This window comes from Aedoeadaptatus nemausensis (genome assembly GCF_903819165.1).
GTDB classification, from domain to species: Bacteria; Bacillota; Clostridia; order Tissierellales; family Peptoniphilaceae; genus Aedoeadaptatus; species Aedoeadaptatus nemausensis.
The window spans coordinates 267,494-285,871 of sequence record NZ_CAIJCS010000019.1 but is presented as its reverse complement, the minus strand read 5'-3'; the positions used below and the strand labels follow the sequence as shown (position 1 = coordinate 285,871).

Annotated in this window: 18 protein-coding genes, 1 pseudogene and 1 other annotated feature; of the genes and pseudogenes, 9 read left to right on the top strand and 10 right to left on the bottom strand. The window is 47.2% G+C overall.

Annotated elements, in window-relative coordinates:
* The first annotated feature begins 17 nt into the window (after window positions 1-17).
* Window positions 18-1,556 (top strand): S-layer homology domain-containing protein, encoded by a 1,539-nt coding sequence (locus PEPTYR26121_RS06020; RefSeq protein WP_180500240.1) that lies wholly within the window; start codon window positions 18-20, stop codon window positions 1,554-1,556.
* Between the two features lie 108 nt (window positions 1,557-1,664).
* Here PEPTYR26121_RS06020 and PEPTYR26121_RS06015 read toward each other — a convergent pair.
* Window positions 1,665-1,820: pseudogene (locus tag PEPTYR26121_RS06015) on the bottom strand (DUF4368 domain-containing protein); the annotation flags it as partial.
* A 348-nt stretch (window positions 1,821-2,168) separates the two neighbouring features.
* Here PEPTYR26121_RS06015 and PEPTYR26121_RS06010 point away from each other — a divergent pair.
* From PEPTYR26121_RS06010 to gltX, 3 genes are all read left to right on the top strand, one after another.
* Window positions 2,169-3,023, top strand: a complete 855-nt coding sequence (locus PEPTYR26121_RS06010; RefSeq protein WP_180500238.1) for a CPBP family intramembrane glutamic endopeptidase — start codon at window positions 2,169-2,171, stop codon at window positions 3,021-3,023.
* Between the two features lie 306 nt (window positions 3,024-3,329).
* Window positions 3,330-4,049: a phosphatase gene (locus PEPTYR26121_RS06005; RefSeq protein ID WP_180500236.1), complete on the top strand. Its 720-nt coding sequence runs from the start codon at window positions 3,330-3,332 to the stop codon at window positions 4,047-4,049.
* Between the two features lie 9 nt (window positions 4,050-4,058).
* Window positions 4,059-5,537, top strand: a complete 1,479-nt coding sequence (gene gltX, locus PEPTYR26121_RS06000; RefSeq protein ID WP_180500234.1) for a glutamate--tRNA ligase — start codon at window positions 4,059-4,061, stop codon at window positions 5,535-5,537.
* Window positions 5,538-6,062: 525 nt separating this feature from the next.
* On the opposite strand, the gene PEPTYR26121_RS05995 is transcribed toward gltX, so the two are convergent.
* The 9 genes from PEPTYR26121_RS05995 to PEPTYR26121_RS05955 form a co-directional block, all read right to left on the bottom strand.
* Window positions 6,063-6,572: a helix-turn-helix domain-containing protein gene (locus PEPTYR26121_RS05995; RefSeq protein WP_180500233.1), complete on the bottom strand. Its 510-nt coding sequence runs from the start codon at window positions 6,570-6,572 to the stop codon at window positions 6,063-6,065.
* Window positions 6,573-6,736: 164 nt separating this feature from the next.
* Window positions 6,737-7,240 carry a zinc ribbon domain-containing protein gene (locus tag PEPTYR26121_RS05990; RefSeq protein ID WP_180500231.1) on the bottom strand — a complete coding sequence of 168 codons (504 nt, stop codon included), beginning with the start codon at window positions 7,238-7,240 and terminating at the stop codon, window positions 6,737-6,739.
* A 112-nt stretch (window positions 7,241-7,352) separates the two neighbouring features.
* Complete coding sequence (locus PEPTYR26121_RS05985) at window positions 7,353-8,303, bottom strand: hypothetical protein (protein ID WP_180500230.1); 951 nt, start codon at window positions 8,301-8,303, stop codon at window positions 7,353-7,355.
* A 14-nt stretch (window positions 8,304-8,317) separates the two neighbouring features.
* Entirely contained in the window at window positions 8,318-9,412 is a 1,095-nt protein-coding gene (locus tag PEPTYR26121_RS05980) for an AI-2E family transporter (RefSeq protein ID WP_180500228.1), read from the bottom strand.
* Complete coding sequence (locus tag PEPTYR26121_RS05975) at window positions 9,399-10,250, bottom strand: hydrolase (protein WP_343045221.1); 852 nt, start codon at window positions 10,248-10,250, stop codon at window positions 9,399-9,401. Before PEPTYR26121_RS05975 ends, PEPTYR26121_RS05980 begins: the two co-directional genes overlap by 14 nt.
* 111 nt (window positions 10,251-10,361) lie before the next feature.
* Entirely contained in the window at window positions 10,362-11,210 is an 849-nt protein-coding gene (locus tag PEPTYR26121_RS05970; RefSeq protein ID WP_180500226.1) for a MetQ/NlpA family ABC transporter substrate-binding protein, read from the bottom strand.
* 80 nt (window positions 11,211-11,290) lie between these two features.
* A complete protein-coding gene (locus PEPTYR26121_RS05965; protein ID WP_180500224.1) occupies window positions 11,291-12,235 on the bottom strand; it encodes a MetQ/NlpA family ABC transporter substrate-binding protein in 945 nt (314 codons plus the stop codon).
* 24 nt (window positions 12,236-12,259) lie between these two features.
* Window positions 12,260-12,925 carry a methionine ABC transporter permease gene (locus tag PEPTYR26121_RS05960; RefSeq protein ID WP_180500222.1) on the bottom strand — a complete coding sequence of 222 codons (666 nt, stop codon included), beginning with the start codon at window positions 12,923-12,925 and terminating at the stop codon, window positions 12,260-12,262.
* On the bottom strand, window positions 12,925-13,965 hold the full coding sequence (locus tag PEPTYR26121_RS05955; protein ID WP_180500220.1) for a methionine ABC transporter ATP-binding protein: 1,041 nt from the start codon (window positions 13,963-13,965) through the stop codon (window positions 12,925-12,927). The genes PEPTYR26121_RS05960 and PEPTYR26121_RS05955 overlap by 1 nt, the downstream gene beginning before the upstream one ends.
* Before the next feature lie 43 nt (window positions 13,966-14,008).
* Window positions 14,009-14,240: a binding site (T-box leader), on the bottom strand.
* Between the two features lie 108 nt (window positions 14,241-14,348).
* Here PEPTYR26121_RS05955 and murB point away from each other — a divergent pair.
* The 5 genes from murB to PEPTYR26121_RS05930 are packed head-to-tail and all read left to right on the top strand — an operon-like array spanning window position 14,349 to window position 18,339.
* On the top strand, window positions 14,349-15,233 hold the full coding sequence (gene murB, locus PEPTYR26121_RS05950; protein ID WP_180500218.1) for a UDP-N-acetylmuramate dehydrogenase: 885 nt from the start codon (window positions 14,349-14,351) through the stop codon (window positions 15,231-15,233).
* Window positions 15,234-15,244: 11 nt separating this feature from the next.
* On the top strand, window positions 15,245-16,084 hold the full coding sequence (gene rapZ / locus PEPTYR26121_RS05945) for an RNase adapter RapZ (protein ID WP_180500216.1): 840 nt from the start codon (window positions 15,245-15,247) through the stop codon (window positions 16,082-16,084).
* A gap of 4 nt (window positions 16,085-16,088) precedes the next feature.
* Entirely contained in the window at window positions 16,089-17,105 is a 1,017-nt protein-coding gene (locus PEPTYR26121_RS05940; protein WP_180500214.1) for a gluconeogenesis factor YvcK family protein, read from the top strand.
* A gap of 27 nt (window positions 17,106-17,132) precedes the next feature.
* The gene (whiA, locus tag PEPTYR26121_RS05935; protein ID WP_180500212.1) at window positions 17,133-18,077 is read left to right on the top strand and encodes a DNA-binding protein WhiA; all 945 of its coding nucleotides are present in this window, start codon (window positions 17,133-17,135) and stop codon (window positions 18,075-18,077) included.
* 1 nt (window position 18,078) lies between these two features.
* Window positions 18,079-18,339 (top strand): HPr family phosphocarrier protein, encoded by a 261-nt coding sequence (locus tag PEPTYR26121_RS05930; RefSeq protein WP_180500210.1) that lies wholly within the window; start codon window positions 18,079-18,081, stop codon window positions 18,337-18,339.
* Window positions 18,340-18,378 lie beyond the last annotated feature (39 nt).

Below are 18,378 nucleotides of genomic sequence, written 5' to 3'. Positions count from 1 at the left end.
GACGAAAGGAGGTATGTATGAGAAAAAGAGTATTATTATGGGCGATGCTCTGTCTCTTTCTAAGCGTGACCACCGGGGTCTATGCGGTTGAAGATGTACAGACGGCGCTGTCTATTCCCGAAACCTATAAGCAAAAAGGTGGAGACAGCTATCCGATGACCCTTTCCATTGCGCTGCCTACTGATTACAAACAGAATATAAAGACATTTTCCCTGTCTTTTCTCGTGGATAAATCGGTGCGTGTAGATGATTTTAAACTGGACGGGCCCTTGAGTGACAACGACTATCGACTTTCGGCCACAAAAAGCGGCGACGGGCCGGGTCAGGAGATCATTACCCTGGTCATTCCCGATGTTCGAAATTTAAGGGGAGAAGAGATGACCCTTCAATTAAACGGAAAGTTTAAAAAGGGCGTCAAAAATATCGATGAAGTTAAAATGTCTTATGCCTACAGTATCGTAGAGCGGAGCGGAAAGACGAAGAGCATTCAAAAAGATGTAATCAGCGAAAAGGGGCAACCGAAACCTTCCGGGCTCTTTACAGTGGATCCTATCGAGCCGACGGATAATACCCTGACGGGAAAGGCGCCGAAGAAGACCCGCGTCCGCGTCTTTAGAGGCAGAACCCTTATCGGAAGCGGCGTGGCGAAAAACAACGGCACCTTCGCCATCGTCATTAATCCTCAACCGGAGGGAGCGGAGCTCAGCTTTGAATTTGCTTCGGGCAAAACCGAGGAAACCGTAAAAGTAAAAGTTCAGGGAGCGGAGGTCGTTCCCGCAGAGGAAAACCCCACCCGTAAAAAAATGCAGGATTACCTGGACGTGTTAAAGTCCGTTCCCACGACAAACAGCCCCCATGTGGATCAGCTCCAAGTAAATGCCGCCATGGCCACGGCGGAATTTGCCTTAGCGAAAGACGAAACATATCCCGGCGAAATGGCGAGCGTGCAAAAAGCTTTGGAAGAGGCCTTGAAAGTCGCCCGCCCGGGCTATATGACGGGCTATCCCGATAAGACCTTTAAGCCGAAAAAGGCCATGACCCGCGCGGAAGTATCCGCCGTCTTTACCCGCATTATGACCCATGGGGAAAAGGTCGGCGCCTTCAGTTCCTTTAGGGATATCGACGACAGTAAATGGTACGCATCCTCCGTAGGCTATATGGAGAAAAAAGGCCTGATCAACGGCTACAAAGACGGCACTTTTAAGCCGCAAAAAACCATAACCCGTGCGGAGTTCGCAAGAATTTTAGCGGGATACGCAAACCTCACGCCGATAAACGGCGGCACCGATTATAGAGATGTTAAGTCGAGCCACTGGGCGAGCGGTTACATTGCCGCCGTTGAACAGGCAGGCTTAATGAGCGGACGCGGCAAGGGACGCTTTGCCCCTTCTGAAAATATTACCCGCCAGGAAGTTTGTGTCGCCCTCAATAAAGCCCAGGGACGAGAAGCGAATAAGGAGTTCCTCGACACCTATGCCGTCAACTCTTTTAAGGACGTAAACAAAAGCATGTGGAGCTACTATCATATCTTAGAAGCGACAGGACAACCTCAATAAAGAACGGAAGCCCGATTCGTCGGGCTTTTAATTAGGGATTTTATTCCTTAATATTAAATCGGCATGAAGGTATTAAATTTCGTGCCGATTTTTAAATGTCAATTTTCCCTATAAAGTTGCATAAATCAAGACAGTTTGCTTCCTTAACTTTGTACCTGGAGCTTTTTCTGATTTGACTGCATAAATCTTCTCTATAAAAGTTCTTATTATTTCTTGTTCAATTTCTTTAATACCCATGTACTTCCTAAGAAGTTTTATTAATGATTCTACATTAAGCTCTTCTTACTGCGATTTTGTAAAAGTTTCCCTAGTTTAGATATTTTCTCTTGATGGCCGTATTCTCCCTTCACTAGCCCAAAATAAAAGCAGTGATTTTGATTAGAAAAGAAGACGGAAACAGATTCGTCTTAAGAAATATGGAAAGATTAAGTCATAGAATGTAGTATAATATGACAGAAAAACCATACAAAGTGCAATGCGATTTCATATGATAAATTATGGAAAAAATAATAAATGACAAGATGAATAAACCGGGCTTACAAAAGTCGCAAGTACAACTCCTCACACTATAGCTAAAATGGGAGAAGATTAAAAAAGAAAGGTTAGAAGACTATGGAAAACAAAGTAAAGGATTTTTCTAAAATTATCTTAAATATTTTTATTTTGCTACTGGCAATCGCCATCTTCACTGGTGGAATTATGCTTGCTCTGTCACTCATTTTTTATGGAAAAACCTATTTTAACAACGACTATAAAAATGCAAACCTAGTGATGTTAATGGGAACTACTGGTCAACTATTGGCGGCCATCTTTTTTGTAAAATTTATTTTGAAAAAGAAAAGTGACTACATCTTCTTTAAGAGGGAAAGTCTTGCCAAGACCACTGGCATTGGACTTTTCCTTGGATTCTTGCAAATTTCAATTTATGTCTTATTAGACGTGGGGAGGGGAGCCCTTGGATACAGTGGAAGTAGTTATGGCAATTTCAATTTGATTTTTCTTGCCTACTTTATAGCATTTTTTATCCAGTCAACATCAGAAGAAGTCTTGGTAAGAGGAATCCTAACGAGAGTTCTATGTGATAGATTTGGAAGAAATGTTGCAATTTTACTTCCTTCGATTTTTTTTGGACTTTTACACCTGAGTAATGAGGGAGTTACAATTTTGTCCACCCTTAACACAATCCTAGTGGGCATATTTTTTGGAAAATTACTATTTTACAAAGAAAATATTATGTTGACCTCTGGAGTTCACGCAGGTTGGAATTTCTCCATGGCAATGATTTATGGTTTAAACGTAAGTGGCTTTAGTGGATTTGATAGCTTACTTAACTTTAAGATTTTAAATTATAGCTTGTACGATGAGATATATGGACCTGAGGGCAGCATAGTAGTAACAGTTATTGAAATTATCAGCATTCTTGCCATATTTTACTTAGAAAGAAGAAAGGAAATAAGAAATAGATGATAAAAAATAGTTTATTTAAGAATTCAACCTTATAAAAACAGATACTCTCTTTAAAGGAGTTAAGAAGTAGTTGACATGGTTTTAGAGCAGGCGGAAACTTATAAAAGTTAGTGGGAAGGCTATGAGCATTAAACTCATAGCCTTTTCTTTTGCCATCTAAAGGCTTTCTAAATTAGTTTTTCTAAAACCCCTAATTCAATATGCCCCATGTCGGGCTTTTTTTGTGGAAAAATACAAATTTCGGCCTCGGGTTTTTGTCCATATTCCGTGCCTATGCTATAATAATTGAGATAGATTGGAGGCATTATGCAATTACACATGGACTTGCATACGCACACCATCGCCTCCGGACACGCTTACTCAACTCTTAGAGAGAATATAAACGTCGCCAAAGAAAAAGGATTGACGATTTTTGGAACGAGCGACCACGCCAAGGCCATGCCCGGTGTTTACAGTAATTCCACTTTCGGTAATTATCGGGGAATTCCCCGCTATATCGACGGCATTTGCGTGCTATGCGGCGTAGAAGCTAATATTTTAAACGAAGACGGAGATATCGATATCGACCTCAGTAGAGGGCGAGTCGATTACGCCATCGTAAGTTTACACAGACAATGTTACAGTTCCAAAACTGCGGAAGAAAACACGCAGGCCATTATAAAAGCCTGCGATCATCCGTTGGTAAAAATCGTCGGCCATCCCGACGATGCGCGCTTTCCTTTAGATTACGATCAGCTCTCCGATTTTATCGTAGAGCGTGATCTTTTTTGTGAGGTCAATAATTCATCTTTGAAAGTCAATGGGCCGCGTCTAGGGGCGAGGGAAAACCTAAAGGTGCTGTTGCAATTAGGAAAAGAAAAAAACATGAAAGTCATCGTGGGCAGCGACGCCCACATGGATGTAGAGGTGGGAAATTTCGATCTCGCGAGGGCGCTCCTCGAAGAGATGGATTATCCCGAAGAGCTTATCGTCAATACTTGGCGAGATGAAGACATTCTTTCCGCCTTTACACTGATGGAAAAATAAGGAGGAACCATGGACAATGTACGCGTACGCTTTGCTCCGTCGCCGACGGGGTATTTGCACATCGGCGGCTTGCGAACCGCCGTATACAACTATCTATACGCCAGACAACATAATGGTAAATTTTTACTTCGCATCGAAGATACGGATAGAACCCGCTTTGTAGAAGGAGCCATCGAAAACTTAATTCGCTCCCTGACCTGGTCGGGAATCGAAATCGACGAAGGCGTCATGATGGAAGGCGGCGAAGTTGTAGAGAAGGGCGATTGCGGCCCCTATATTCAATCGAAGCGTCTCGATATTTATAAAAAATACGTGGACCAACTTTTGGAATCGGGCCACGCTTATTACTGCTTCTGCACCAAAGAGCGTCTTGACGCCCTGCGCGAAGAGCAAAAAATCAAGGGCAAGGTTCCCCGCTATGACGGTCTTTGCCGCGGCGTGTCCATGGAAGAGGCGAAAGAGCGCATCGCCAATGGCGAAGATTATGTCGTGCGTTTAAAACTTCCCCACGACCGTGATATTTCCTTCGAAGACGAAGCTCGCGGCACGATCACCATCAATAGTAATGAAATGGACGATCAGGTGCTTATGAAGAGCGACGGCTTCCCCACCTATCACATGGCCGTCGTCGTGGACGACCACTTAATGGGGATTACCCACATTATTCGCGGGGAAGAGTGGCTACCCTCCACGCCGAAACACGTCTATCTTTACGAAGCTCTGGGCTGGGAAGTGCCCACCTATATTCACCTGCCCGGCGTCTTGAACAGCGATCACAAAAAGCTTTCCAAACGTCAAGGGGACGTGTCCGTCGAAGACTTCCGCGGCCACGGCTACCTGCCGGAAGGCCTGGTCAACTACCTGGCCCTCGTGGGCTGGTCACCCGAAGATAATCAGGAAATCTTCACAATGGACGAGCTTATTAAAGCCTTCGATACGAAGCGCATCGCCAAAACTGGCGGCGTCTTCGACGTGAAGAAACTGGACTGGGTCAACAGCCATTACATGAAGGAACTCTCCACCGACGAACTCCTGGAAATGGCCATGCCCTATATCGAAGAAGCGGGCCTCTTCACTAAAGAAGATGTAGAAAAAAATCCCGAGCATTACCGCGTCTTAATGGAAACCATTCAAGACGGGCTGGATCGCTTGGAGCAAGTTCCCGAAGCCTGCGGTTTCCTCTACGACGAATATGATGTAACGGAAGAGGCAGCTCTCGAGCAATTAAAATCCGAATCGGCGCCGAAAGTCGTCACAGGGCTCGAAGAAATTCTCGGAGAAATGGACGAGATTACCTTAGAAGATGCCGGAAAGCTTATGAAGCAAGTTCAAAAAGCGAGCGGCGTCAAAGGAAAGAACCTCTACATGCCGGCCCGTGCCGCTATGACGGGCAATGTCCACGGACCCGAGCTCAGCAATATCATCTATCTCCTCGGAAAAGAAGAGATTTTAAAAAGATTGGAAAAGGCGAAAGGATATTTCGCATAGAAAAAAGACCTTGCCCGAAAGGGGTAAGGTCTTTTTATGTGGAAATGCTTTTATTACTTTTCCTGAAGATTTTCTCTTTTAGAAGCAAACAATATCTGTAAAAACTTTTCAGGGACCGATTTTTTCCACCCTGATGCTTTCTATATGTCTAAACGGCTAACGCCGTTTAATTTGTATTGGGCATCCTTGTATTTTTTCTAAATTAGATTTTTCGTCTCCATCGTCTAAGGGCTCGCCCCTACGGAGCCGGTGGATAAGTTGTAATGGTTTTTTATTTTAGCGGTTTGTGAGATTGGTTGCCCGACACAAAAACCACGTCCCGGATGAGTCCCAATGTAGGGGCGGGCCTGCCCGCCCGCAAAATGTGTGCGAAGATTTTTCTTCCATACGAAGAGCCCAACTTGCGTTTGAATGCCATCCGGTGTGGAAAATGCCGTCCGGAAGGGCTTCTTCCTCGTGATGCGATCGTGGAATATCTGAGACCGATTCACAATTATATTTTGTGAGAAATCTTCTTCCGTAGATCTATTTATTTTTAATCACTCCTCTCGCCACAATAACGGGTGAGAGGACATAGAACACGGGCAGTGCCAATTTGCTGAACAGGAAGTAATCCAAATTCTCGAGGCGATGGCCTTCGTCTTTGTAAGCCTGGGGAAAGGCGATAGTGGCGGCGATCATATAAAGGGTGATGAGAAGATAGGGCATCTCTTTTGGATTTATTTTTAAAACAGATTCCATAATGGCAAAATAATAGAGTGCGAAGAAGACGAAACCTATAATGGAATAGAGCATCCACCAAAAGATTCCCGCTGCAGGGGATTCTTCATCATCCGTTATTTTATCTTCGCCGATAAAATAGGCCATATCCACGTCGAATACCCGTGAAAGCTCCCGAAGGTTTGCCATGGTCGGCTGGGCTTTATCCATTTCCCATTTGGAAATCGCCTGGCGGGTATGATTTAATTTTTTCGCCAAGTCTTCCTGAGACATATGAAGAGCTCGGCGTTTTGCTTTTATTTTTTGACCGTACATGATCTGCTCCTTTTCTTTTTCTCGATAACGTTCACTCATAAAGTAACAAAAAGAGAATGCCCTTACAAGCAACTAGGCCGCAACTTTCGGTTGAGGCCTTATTTTTTTCAAGTAAATAAAAAAACGGCGAGGACTTCGTCGTTTTTTAGAAATAGAGTTTTAAATTATAGCCAGTTATTGCTTAAGGTAGGGGCTGTTATGAGAGTCATAAAGCCGATAAACATGAAGAAGGCGAGGGGAATGACGGCGATAATAAAGAAGATAAAGCCGGCCCGATTCCACGTCTGTTGAATTTTTGAAAATTCTTCCATGTCACGATAAGTGTTATTTTCCATGGCCCATCGATTGCCCATAAAGCCCGCAATAAAAGACATTATAATATTCAGTCCGGGAATGAGGGCGAGCAAACAGAGATAGCAATTATTTCCGATGCCCCATGCCACTGTAAATGTGAAGGCGCCCCAGTTAAATTTCCCCGGTCTTTGGGGATAGTCTTGATTCGACGGGGCATAAGACGGTGGAGTTTGATAATTGTCGTAAGCTTGAGTTTTAAAATGGTCGTCTGAAGATTCGCGGGCGTCTTCGCCGTAAGAGGGATTCGCTTGGCCGCAATGGGTGCAGAAACGATCTTTGGGATCGACGACTTCTCCGCAATGAGTACAGTGCATAGGCGCTCCTTTCTAATTACTTTACTCCATTATATAAAGTAATTTTATTGTTGTAAAGCGAAAAGTTCTCAGTTCGGCGTAAAGAAAAAGCCCCCATAGGGGGGCGAGGCGACTAATAGGTTAAATCGCCGTTAAAGTTTTTGTGAGATGTCCATCCGTCTCCGATGTCGAGCCAAATAATATTTCCCTCGATGACCGTGCGGTAGACGTGGACGGTGGAGCCTTTTTCCAGTGCGTAGACGACGGGAGCGTTAATGGAGGGCTCGCTCCTTACATTGGTGTGAAGGGCCGTGGAGGTTATGTCCTTGTCCAGGAGATTGGATGCCACTTTTGAAAGTTTACTTCCATTTGAAGAAACTTGCCTTTGATTCGGCTTCGCTTCAGCCTTCGGTTTGGGCGGCGCATCGACCGATTGAGCGGACGCTCCCGTGGATGCCTTCGCTTCGGCGAGAATGGCCAGGAGGCGTTCATTGCCGCCGTCTATGGCGAGAAGGTCGTTGACGAGGGCCACGGCCTGATCTTTCGAGCCGGCACTTCGGTATTTCGATACCTGTTTTTCCAGCCCGGCGTAGAAACCTCTTTTCAGATCGTCGTATTTATCGGGAAGGAGCTCGCGGCGATCGCCATAGTCTTTTAATATCCGGAGGGCGAAGGAAAAGTCTCCGTCTTCCAATGCGCTCTCGGCCCGATTTAAATCTTTCTTCATTTCTGCGATAGTCTTAATTTCCTTCCCGCGCTCCAAATATTCTTCATCGCCGGTTAAATCGTAAAGGGTACGGGCATGATTTAATGCTTCGGCGTAGGATTCGTCTTCTACTGCGCGGTTCATTTGCCGGTCCAGTCGGTTGATCTTCAGATTTTTGTGGACGCTTTTTCCTACGATAAGGGCCAGGAGCGCGAGTAGGATGCAAATGGCGACGATGATTTGTTTCCGCCTCGGGGAGGGCGGTGTAGTCGTCACTTCTTCGTTTTTTGCAGGCCTATGGGGCGTCAGTTGCTTGCCGCAGGCTCCGCAAAAGGTGTTCGATGGGGATTGTTCGCTGCCGCAGTGTAGACACTTCATAGGATCACCTTTCTTTAGGATTCGGATTTATCGTTATCTAAGGGAATGACACATTGGTTTTGGCTGTCGAATTTTTCGTTGCGAATGCCCTTGACGATGATTTTGATGCACATGTAAAGGGGCGAGGCGATAAGGGCGCCCAAGACGCCGAAAAGATTGGCGCATACCATGACGGCAACGATGACGACGAAGGGGTGAATATTAAGTTTCGAACCCATAATATTCGGAGTGATAATATTACCCTCCAATTGTTGTACGATCACGCTTACGACGATGACTTTAACGATCATAGCCGGGCTGATGGTTAAGCCCACAAGGACCGCAGGTGCAGCGCCGAGGAAGGGACCGATAAAGGGAATAAAGTTGAATACGAGGGCGATGGCAGCGAGAGAAAGTTTATAGGGGAGGCCGATAATGGCGTAGCCGATAAACATTAAGACGCCGAGAACACATGCCACGAGGATTTGCCCCGAGATATAAATTTCAAGAGTGTTGTGGATTTGGCTCAAGACTTCCATAATGCGGTCGTAGTATTTTCCACGGGCCAGATAGTGGATGGTCTTTACCGCTTGCTCTTCGTCTTTTAAAAGGTAGAAAAGACCCAAGATAATGAGGAGGAACAATGAGCCGATAGAGCCGATATTGCTGAAGAGTCTGCTGAGCATATTGGGAATGTTTCCCGCCATTCCCTGGAGCCAGGCTTCAAATTTATCGATGTACTCTCCAATGGGAATGTATTGACTGAGCTCCTTGTAAATATCCGTGTCGGAATATTTCACGAGGGCGTTCATATTTACATTTTGTAAAAAGCTTTGTGCCTGATCGTAGATCATGCTGAAGGTTACGTAAAACAGGCCGATGGCGAAGGCGATGAACAGCAAAAAGGTTATGACCGCCGAAAGTCCGGGCTTTTTCGTCCATTGGGCGAGTTTGTCGCGAATGGGGCGAAAGGCATAAAAGATATATATCGCCAGAATTAACGGCGTGATTAAAAACAGAAAGATATTGTAAATCGGGCTTAAAAATTGCCGTGTCATACTGAAGAGTAAAATAATCAGTAAAACCAGGGCGATGTTCACGAGGGTCGTGAAGCTTTTATTCTTTGTCATCTTTATTTTCACCTTTTTTCTGGATGTATTCGATAGCGTCTGCCGGGAAGACCAGGTCTCTCAAGTATTCCCGTACATGCAGTTTTTTAGGATCGTTGGGGGATACATCTGCACTCGCGTCGCTTTCGTTTCTGTAATCTTCCATAAGTTCCTTGAAAAGGGAGGCCATAGAAGGGGGCGTGTAGGTAATAGCGTTGCTGCCGGCGTCGATGGTGTTTTGAATATGGGTTTCGTTGTCGCCGCCGGTGGCGATAATGGGGAAGCGGTTTCCGATAATGCTCCGCACATAGGCAACAAGCTCTGCCGTATTCTTACCGCCGGAAACATTAAGGATTCGCGCCCCGGCGTTGATTTTTCCGACGATATCGTCGTTTTTTGAAACCACGGTGGCGATAATGGGGATGTCCAAAACATTGTACATATCTCGAATCACTTCGTTTTTCATAGGCGCGTTGACGACGACGCCGTAAGCTCCCAAAAGCTCACATTCCAAGGCGATGGAGACGCTCCGCGCCCCGGAGGTGGTGCCGCCGCCGACTCCCGCGAAGACGGGAATGGAGGAACCCTGAATAATGGACTGCACGATGGCAAGTTGAGGCGTAAAGGGATAGACGGCAAACACTGCCTGGGCGTTGGAGTTGCGGATCATGGCGATGTCCGTCGAAAAGATCAGGGATTTAAAACGGGTCCCCTGAATGCGGATACCCGACGCATTGTAAATAGCCTTGGGCATAAGTACGGGTTTCTTCCGCAGGGAAGATTCGATTTCGGGAACGTATTTATCCTTAATAATCCGGAAGTCGCCGACGGGAAGTTTCGATTTTTTGGAAATGCTCATAGAACACCTCTTTCTATTAAATTATCTTAAGATGATAGGCTCATTATACCATGTTCCCATTATGACGATAAAAGAAACAAAGAAAACAGCCGAGAACCCTCAGCCGTTTTCTTATTTTGCCGCCGTATCGCCTGCGTCGGGAATATTTGTAAGTTCCCATGCCATTTTTTGCGTCTCTTCGTAGAGTTTGTCGTTAAGTTCTTTTACTTCCGGCGTGCGGTAGTAAGCTGCGACTTTGTTATAAAGTTCGTTGTCCTTGTCTTCTTCTCGCGCCACGACGTAGTTAATATAGGGAGCCGAGTTTTCGTTGAGTGGTTCCATGAAAATAGCGTCGTCTTTCGGAGAAAGGCCTGCGTCGATGGCGAGATTAGTATTGATCACCGCGGCGTCCACATCGGGAAGGGTGCGGGCCACTTGGGCGGCGTCCAGTTCGTTGATCTCAATGTTTTTCGGATTGGCCGCAATATCGGAAAGGGTGGGGCTTACGCCTACATCATCTTTTAATTCGATAAGGCCTGCCGCTTCCAGTAAAAAGAGGGCCCGTCCCCCATTGGTGGTGTCGTTGGGAATGGAGACTTTTCCGTTTTCCGGTACGTCTCTTAAATTCTTAAGGGTATTGGAGTAGGCGCCGATAGGGGAGATGAAAGTTCTTCCGATGGGAACGAGGTGGGTTCCCTTGGAGTGATTGTATTCGTCCAAGAAGGCCTTGTGTTGGAAGGCGTTAAGGTCCACATCGCCGTTTACAAGGGCATCGTTCGGGGTGTTGTAATCGGAGAAGGGCACGAGCTCGATGGTGATCCCGTCTTTTTTCGCAAGTTCCGCCGCTTTTTCCCAAAGGCGTTGATCGTCGCCGACGACGCCTAATTTAACCACCTGATCGTTTTCCGCTTTATTCCCGCATCCTACGAGGAGGAAAAGGGATAAAAATGTGAGCGTAATAAGTTTAAATGTGTTTTTCATAGTAATTCCATCCTATTTTTGAGTAAAAAAAGTCTGCCCGCCGTCTGAACGGGCAGAGGGTAATGGCGTGCTATAAAGTTTTATTTAGATTCTTCTAAATCGCTTTTGCCGTCTTTATATTGGTCGAGCTTGCTTAAGTCCAGTTTCCAAGCGGCATATTGGCTGCCCTTGTAAAGTTCTTGCAAGAGTTCGTCCACTTCGTCGGTTTGATAATAGCTTACAACTTTCTTGTAAAGCTCGTTGTCTTTATCTTCCGGGCGGGCGACGACGTAGTTAATATAGGGGGCAATGCTTTCGCCCATTTCTTCGACGAAGATCGTATCGTTTCTCGGGTCGAGACCGGCGTCTACTGCCAAGCCGCCGTTAATAACCGCTGCGTCCACGTCGGGTAGGGAGCGGGCCACGGATGCAGCATCCAATTCTTCGATCTTAATGTTTTTCGGATTTTCGGCAATATCTTTTACCGTGGGGGTGAGGCCCGCGTCGTCTTTTAATTTAATGACGCCTGCCTGTTCGAGGACGATAAGGGCGCGGCCGCCGTTGGTGGCGTCGTCGGGAATGGCGACGGTGTCGCCGTTTTTAAGTTCGTTCAGATCTTTGATCTTGTTGGAGTAGACGCCGATGGGTGAGAGATAGGTCATGCCGATAGGCGTAAGATCCGTGCCCTTGCTCTTATTGTATTCGTCCAAGAAAGCCTTGTGTTGGAAGGCGTTTAAATCGATGCTGCCGTCTGCCAGTGCGTCGTTGGGGAGATTATAGTCGGTAAAGACTTTAATATCCAAGGTAATGCCGTCTTTTTTAGCCAGCTCCGCCGCTTTTTCCCAGAGGCGTTGGTCGTCGCCGACGACGCCGATTTTAACGACTTGTTCTCCGTCTTTTGTTTCTTCGGGCTTTTGATTTTCTTCGGCGGCAGCGTTGGCCTTTTCGTCGCCTGTATTTGCATTATTAGCAGGTGCGCCGCAGCCCGTAAGGAGAAGGGCGGTTAAAAGGGTAATGGAGGTTACTTTTTTCCAAATAGATTTCATAATGAAACTCCTTTCAAGTTTTAATTAGTGTTGTATCTTCTTTACCCAGAGATCGAATATGGCCTGAGTAATAAATACCAAAATAAGAATTAGGACTGTAGATACGACGATGATGTCGTTTTGGAAGCGGTTGTAGCCGCGGGTAATGGCCAGGTTTCCGAGGCCGCCTGCGCCGACGGCGCCCGCCATGGCCGTAAGGCCGATAAGGCTTATAATCGTGAGAGCACTGGCTCTTAAAATAGAGGGAAGCCCTTCTTTCAAATAGACTCCGTAGACGATTTGCATGGGGGAGTCTCCCATAGATTCCGCCGCTTCGATAATCCCGGGATCCACTTCCGCCAAGGCGTTTTCAATTTGACGGGCATAGAAGGGGGCGCTTCCCACGACAAGAGGCACGATGGCGGCGGTGTTGCCGATGGTAGTGCCGATTAAGTGTCGGGTAAAGGGGGAAATCAACGCCAGTAAGATGATAAAGGGAATGGAGCGGAAGATGTTTACAATTTTATCGAGGAACCAATAGACTTTTTGATTTTCCCAAAGCCCCCGCTCCTTCGTAAGAGTCAAGAGCAGACCGACGATCATGCCGATAATGCCTGCGATAATCGATGTGACCACGACCATGTAAATGGTGGCGCCGGTCTCCACGACGAAATCCTGTTTCGATGCGATGACATTTTCAAAAAATCCCATTAAATCACCTCCCTTTTGACGACTTCAAGTTCTACATTGTTTTCTCGTAAATAAGCTTTTGACTTTTCGATATTTTCCGGATCGCCCTGGAAGAGAACCACGAGATTTCCGAAGGGGATGTCTTCCAAAAATTCGATGCTGCCGGATAAAATATTGGTCTCCACTTTGAACTTGGTGTAAATATTATTTAAGATAGGATCGGTTGCCGATGTGCCCACATACTGCAAGTGGATCAGCTGATTTGAAGGATCCACCTTGTCGAAGTAGCCGTGTTCCTCCATCTTGTCGATGGTGTCGTCCCAGTGGCTCGCCGTATTCACGAATTGGCGAGTAATGGTTTCTTTGGGACTGGCGAAAATATCGATAAGGGAACCGGATTCTACCACCCGTCCCGATTCCATAACCGCCACCTTATTGCAGATCTCTTTCACCGCTTGCATTTCGTGGGTAATGAGGACGATGGTAAGGCCCATTTCTTTATTGAGGCGTTTCAATAAGTGAAGAATGGACGTCGTGGTCCGCGGATCCAGAGCGGAGGTAGCCTCGTCGCAAAGCAGGATCTGAGGATCGTTGGCCAGGGCCCGGGCGATGGCCACCCTTTGCTTTTGCCCGCCGGAAAGTTCCGATGGATAACTGTCCGCCTTTTCTTCGATGCCTACGAGCTTTAAAAGCTTCATGGCCTTTTCCTTCTGCTCCTCCTGGGAAAGCTTGCTGTCGCGAAGAGGGTAGAGGACATTGCCTAAAATCGTGCGGGCATTCATAAGATTAAAGTGTTGGAAGATCATGCCGATTTTTTTGCGGCGTTTTCGAAGTTCCTTGACGGGCAGAGTCGTCAGATCTTCCCCTGCCACGACGACATTTCCCTCTGTGGGAGGTTGCAATAGATTAATGGTACGAACGAGAGTAGATTTTCCGGCGCCGGAGTAGCCGACGATGCCGTACACATCTCCTTTCTCTACGGTGAGGGACACATCGTCCACCGCCGTAAATTCGTTGCCGTCTCGTTTAAAGACGACGGAAATATTCTTTAAATCGATCAAGAGATCCTCCTTTATTCTATAAAAAAAGTCCTTTTCCCATTGGGAAAAGGACGATATAAACCGTGTTACCACCTTTATTTATGTAAACCTCACGATTTACACCTTAGCGGGTACTATCATACCCCGGCGCTATAACAGGCGCACCTGTGACGATCTATTATCGATCGCCAGAGTCGGAGGCCATGTTCTCCCGATTCTCAAAACAGCTCCTCTCACCAAATGAAGCTTCTCTGTAGTCCGAAAATTCGAGGTACTCTCCTCGTCAAACTCGATGGATCAATGATACCAATCCATTAGGAGAGATGTCAAGCGTTTTTTAGAACTTTTTTAGACATAATTTGGTACAATGTAAATAGTTAGCATGACTTAGGAGGATATGATCAATGGATCTTACAAATATAGGACGGGTAAAAGAGCACTTCCCCATGAAAGAAGTGACGAGTTTTGAAATCGGCGGACCGGTGGATTATTTTATCGAGCCGGAGACGGAAGAGGAATTGATCCGCGCCGTTTTACGATTAGATGAAGAAAAAATTCCCTGGATGATCATGGGCAAGGGCACCAATATGGTGGTTTCCGACAAGGGGATTCGCGGCGCGGTCATTCGCATGGGTGCGTTTTTCGAAGATATAAAAATTGAGGGCAATCGTGTCATTGCGGAGGGCGGCGCCTCCATGCGTCGCGTAGCCGAGGCGGCTCAAAGGGAGAGTTTGGCGGGTCTCGAATTTGCCCACGGCATTCCCGGAGGCATCGGCGGCGCCATGACCATGAACGCCGGCGCTTACGGCGGCGAGATGAAAGATGTGGTGGAGTCGGTGCGGGTTCTGCACCGGGACGGCACTATCGAAGTGCTTTCCAACGAAGAACTTCATTTCGAATACAGAAACAGCCGGGTCTATACGGATAATCTCATCGTCTTATCGGCTACATTTATCCTGGAGCCCGGAGACGGAGCCCTTATTCAGGAGCAAATGGACGATCTTTGGAACAGACGGACGACGAAGCAGCCCTTGGAATATCCTTCTGCGGGAAGTACCTTCAAGCGCCCCGTGGGATATTACGCCGGCCAGTTAATCGATCAGGCGGGTCTTAGGGGCTTACGCCACGGCGATGCTCAGGTCTCCGAAAAACACTGCGGTTTCGTCATTAACAGAGGCAATGCCACTTGCCGAGAAGTGGTGGAACTTATTCGCACGGTACAAGAGGCGGTTTACCAAAAACACGGCGTGGAATTGGAAACAGAGGTTAAGGTTCTCGGCGAAAAATAAGGGGGTATCCGGTGAAATTACTTGTGCTCACAGGCCTTTCCGGCGCGGGAAAGAGCCAGGCGCTGAAGGCGGCGGAAGACTTGGGCTATTTTTGCGTGGACAATTTGCCGCCGGCCCTTTTTCCGAAATTTATAAGCATCGTGGAAGAGGCTCAGATGCCCTTGGTGGCATTAGTACTGGATATTCGGAGCGGACTCTTTTTTAAAGAGCTGGATGTGGCCATGGATACTCTCAACAAGACGGTGGACGATGTTACGGTCATTTATCTGGAGGCCGATCGCCACGTGCTGATCAAGCGGTTCAAGGAACTGCGCCGCCCCCATCCTCTAAGTTCTTCCATCGGCAAGGGAATCGACGAGGAAATTTTGCGGATGGCACCTTTGCGCGAGCGAGCCGATTATATTATCGATACCTCGAAAATGACCAATTACAATTTGAAGATTCGCCTGAAGTCGATTTTACAGGAAGAACAGGGAAGGCTGAGCCTTTCCGTCGTCTCCTTCGGCTTTAAAAACGGGATCTTGGAAGAGGCGGACCTCGTATTCGATATGCGCTTTCTGCCCAATCCCTATTACATTCCCGAACTCAAGCCTCACAACGGTCTGAGTGAAGAGACGTCGAACTATGTATTGGGGCAAAAAATGAGCGAGGAATTTATTCATTACATCGTCAATTATATTAAAACCTTCGGGCCGGGCTATGTGGCGGAGGGGAAGGAGACCCTTACTATCGGCATCGGTTGCACGGGGGGATTCCATCGTTCCGTGGCCGTGGCGGAAGCTTTGGGGCAAGCGCTTAAAGCGGAGGATTTCCCCGTCGTCGTAGGCCATCGGGATTTGGGAGAGCGGTGATAATATGATCGATCGTTACGATCCGAACTTTGTCGTCTTAGGCGGCGGTACAGGTATATCCACTTTACTGAGAGGCTTAAAGCGCTTTTCGAAAAATATTACCGCCATCGTCACCATGGCCGACGACGGAGGCAGCAGCGGCATGCTCAGAAGGGATTACGGCATCTTGCCGCCGGGAGATATTCGAAACTGCTTAGTGGCCCTCGCCAACGCGGAGCCCTCTTTAGAGCAACTTTTGCAATACCGCTTTTCCGACGGAAAGCTGGAAGGGCAGAACATGGGGAATTTAATTCTCGCCGCCCTTTCCGATCTCTACGGCGGTTTTGCCGAAGGGGTCGGGGAAGCGGCTCAGGTTTTAAGAATTACGGGAAAAGTTCTCCCGGTCACCACGGAATCCATTCGCCTCGTGGCCACCTTTTCCGATGAGAGTGAACTTACGGGAGAATCCATCATTCCGAAATACGCATGGGAACACGATCTCGCCATCAACTCCATTCGCTTCGATACGGAAAATCCGGAGGTCAATCCCGAGTGCCTTCACGCCATCGAAGAGGCGAATATGATCGTCTTGGGTCCGGGCAGTCTATACACTTCCCTCATTCCCAATGTGATCGTGCCGGGCATCGCCGATGCCATTGCCCGCTCCGAGGCGCCACTCGTCTACGTGGCCAATGTTATGGAGCAGCGAGGAGAGACGGAAGGCATGAGCTTAACCGATCACATTCAGGCTTTAAAAGATCACGGGCTTACCCGCCCCATCGATTACGCACTGGTAAACGATGGGGAAGTACAGAGCGATATCCTTTCCCGTTACAGCGAAAAAGGCGTGGCGCCTATTTTTGTAAGTGAGGAAGAAAAGACAACGCTTTTATCCCGAGGCATCGAGGTGGAAAGCGGCTCCTTCGCTTTCTATAAAGAAGGCTATATTCGACACGACGGACTGATGGTAGCTCAACGATTATTAAGTCTGTGTGATCGTTATCATGAAATCCATTGCACGGGATGGGGAACTGCATTATAATAAAGGATGAACAGAATCGAGGCAATTGTGAGTTTTTCCAAGGATGTAAAAAATGAATTAGCGCGCGTACCCATGGAAGACATGGATATTTTGCACGCCGAGCTCGCCGCCTATATCCGTACCTGCGGCGTGGTTAAGCTTACGGAAAGCTTGAAAATCGGGCTTTCTTTCCAAACGGAAAATGCTTCGGTGGCGCGGCGGATTCTCTCGGCCTACAAACGAGTGTACGGCCGGGAAGTGGAAGTAAGCGCTACGCAAAACATGTTACTTAAAAAAAATAAGCAATATAAAATCAGCTTGGCCGACGAAGGATCGGTTAAGTCTCTCTTAATGGATAGCGATTTCCTGAGGCCGGAGAATGTTTTTCAGATGGAGTATTCCGTCGATCCCTCTCTCCTTAGAACGAGCGAGGCCGTTCGGGCCTACATACGGGCGTCCTTTTTAGGCGCCGGTTCCGTAACGGCGCCCAACAAGAGATACCATCTGGAGTTTATTACCCATGACGAGGCCCACGGCAAGGATCTCATTAAGTGGCTCGAGCGCAGCCATATTCAAGCCAAGGGCGTGTTTCGAAAAGACGACTATATTGTCTATCTGAAAGAAGCGGAAAAGATTTCCGATCTGTTGGCCTTTATGGGTGCCGGGCAATCGGTACTCCAATTTGAATCGGCCCGGGTCGTAAAAGATGTTCGCAATAATGTAAACCGTCTCGTCAATTGCGAAACGGCCAATCTGTCGAAGACGGTCAATGCCTCCACGCGGCAAATGCGAGATTTGGAAACTATCGAAAGCCATATGGGGCTTAAGCACCTTCCCGACGATTTAAGACGGGTCGCCGAGGCCAGAATCAACGATCCCGAGGCGACTCTTGCCGAAATCGGAGAATCTATGGATCCTGAAATGTCGAAAAGCGGTGTGAATCACCGATTTAAGAAATTGCACGAGTTGGCTGAGAAGTTGAGAGGAGTTTAAAGTGAAAGAATTGAAAGTTACCCTTCGAAACGAAGAGGGTTTACACGCCAGGCCGGCGGCTATGTTTGTGCGGGCGGCCAATCAATTTGCCTCCGACATTACGATTGTAAGTGATGGCGACGAGGTCAACGGCAAGAGTATTATCGGCATTATGAGCCTTGGGCTTTATTCCGGCCAGGAGATCACACTGCAAGCCGAAGGTGCCGACGAAGACGAGGCGGTAAAGTATCTGGTCAACTTTATCGAAAACGAATTGGAATAAAAAGAGCTTGCACTTTAAAAGCTCTTTTTTTATTTGAAA

What these genes read in the sequence shown, in the direction of transcription:
- PEPTYR26121_RS05985 (WP_180500230.1), bottom strand. Translation starts at nt 8,303, where the DNA reads ATGAAGTGTCTACACTGCGGCAGCGAACAATCCCCATCGAACACCTTT.
- PEPTYR26121_RS05990 (WP_180500231.1), bottom strand. Translation starts at nt 7,240, where the DNA reads ATGCACTGTACTCATTGCGGAGAAGTCGTCGATCCCAAAGATCGTTTC.
- PEPTYR26121_RS05975 (WP_343045221.1), bottom strand. Translation starts at nt 10,250, where the DNA reads ATGAGCATTTCCAAAAAATCGAAACTTCCCGTCGGCGACTTCCGGATT.
- murB (WP_180500218.1), top strand. Translation starts at nt 14,349, where the DNA reads ATGGATCTTACAAATATAGGACGGGTAAAAGAGCACTTCCCCATGAAA.
- PEPTYR26121_RS06005 (WP_180500236.1), top strand. Translation starts at nt 3,330, where the DNA reads ATGCAATTACACATGGACTTGCATACGCACACCATCGCCTCCGGACAC.
- PEPTYR26121_RS05960 (WP_180500222.1), bottom strand. Translation starts at nt 12,925, where the DNA reads ATGGGATTTTTTGAAAATGTCATCGCATCGAAACAGGATTTCGTCGTG.
- PEPTYR26121_RS05965 (WP_180500224.1), bottom strand. Translation starts at nt 12,235, where the DNA reads ATGAAATCTATTTGGAAAAAAGTAACCTCCATTACCCTTTTAACCGCC.
- PEPTYR26121_RS05980 (WP_180500228.1), bottom strand. Translation starts at nt 9,412, where the DNA reads ATGACAAAGAATAAAAGCTTCACGACCCTCGTGAACATCGCCCTGGTT.
- PEPTYR26121_RS06010 (WP_180500238.1), top strand. Translation starts at nt 2,169, where the DNA reads ATGGAAAACAAAGTAAAGGATTTTTCTAAAATTATCTTAAATATTTTT.
- PEPTYR26121_RS05995 (WP_180500233.1), bottom strand. Translation starts at nt 6,572, where the DNA reads ATGTACGGTCAAAAAATAAAAGCAAAACGCCGAGCTCTTCATATGTCT.
- PEPTYR26121_RS06020 (WP_180500240.1), top strand. Translation starts at nt 18, where the DNA reads ATGAGAAAAAGAGTATTATTATGGGCGATGCTCTGTCTCTTTCTAAGC.
- gltX (WP_180500234.1), top strand. Translation starts at nt 4,059, where the DNA reads ATGGACAATGTACGCGTACGCTTTGCTCCGTCGCCGACGGGGTATTTG.
- PEPTYR26121_RS05940 (WP_180500214.1), top strand. Translation starts at nt 16,089, where the DNA reads ATGATCGATCGTTACGATCCGAACTTTGTCGTCTTAGGCGGCGGTACA.
- PEPTYR26121_RS05970 (WP_180500226.1), bottom strand. Translation starts at nt 11,210, where the DNA reads ATGAAAAACACATTTAAACTTATTACGCTCACATTTTTATCCCTTTTC.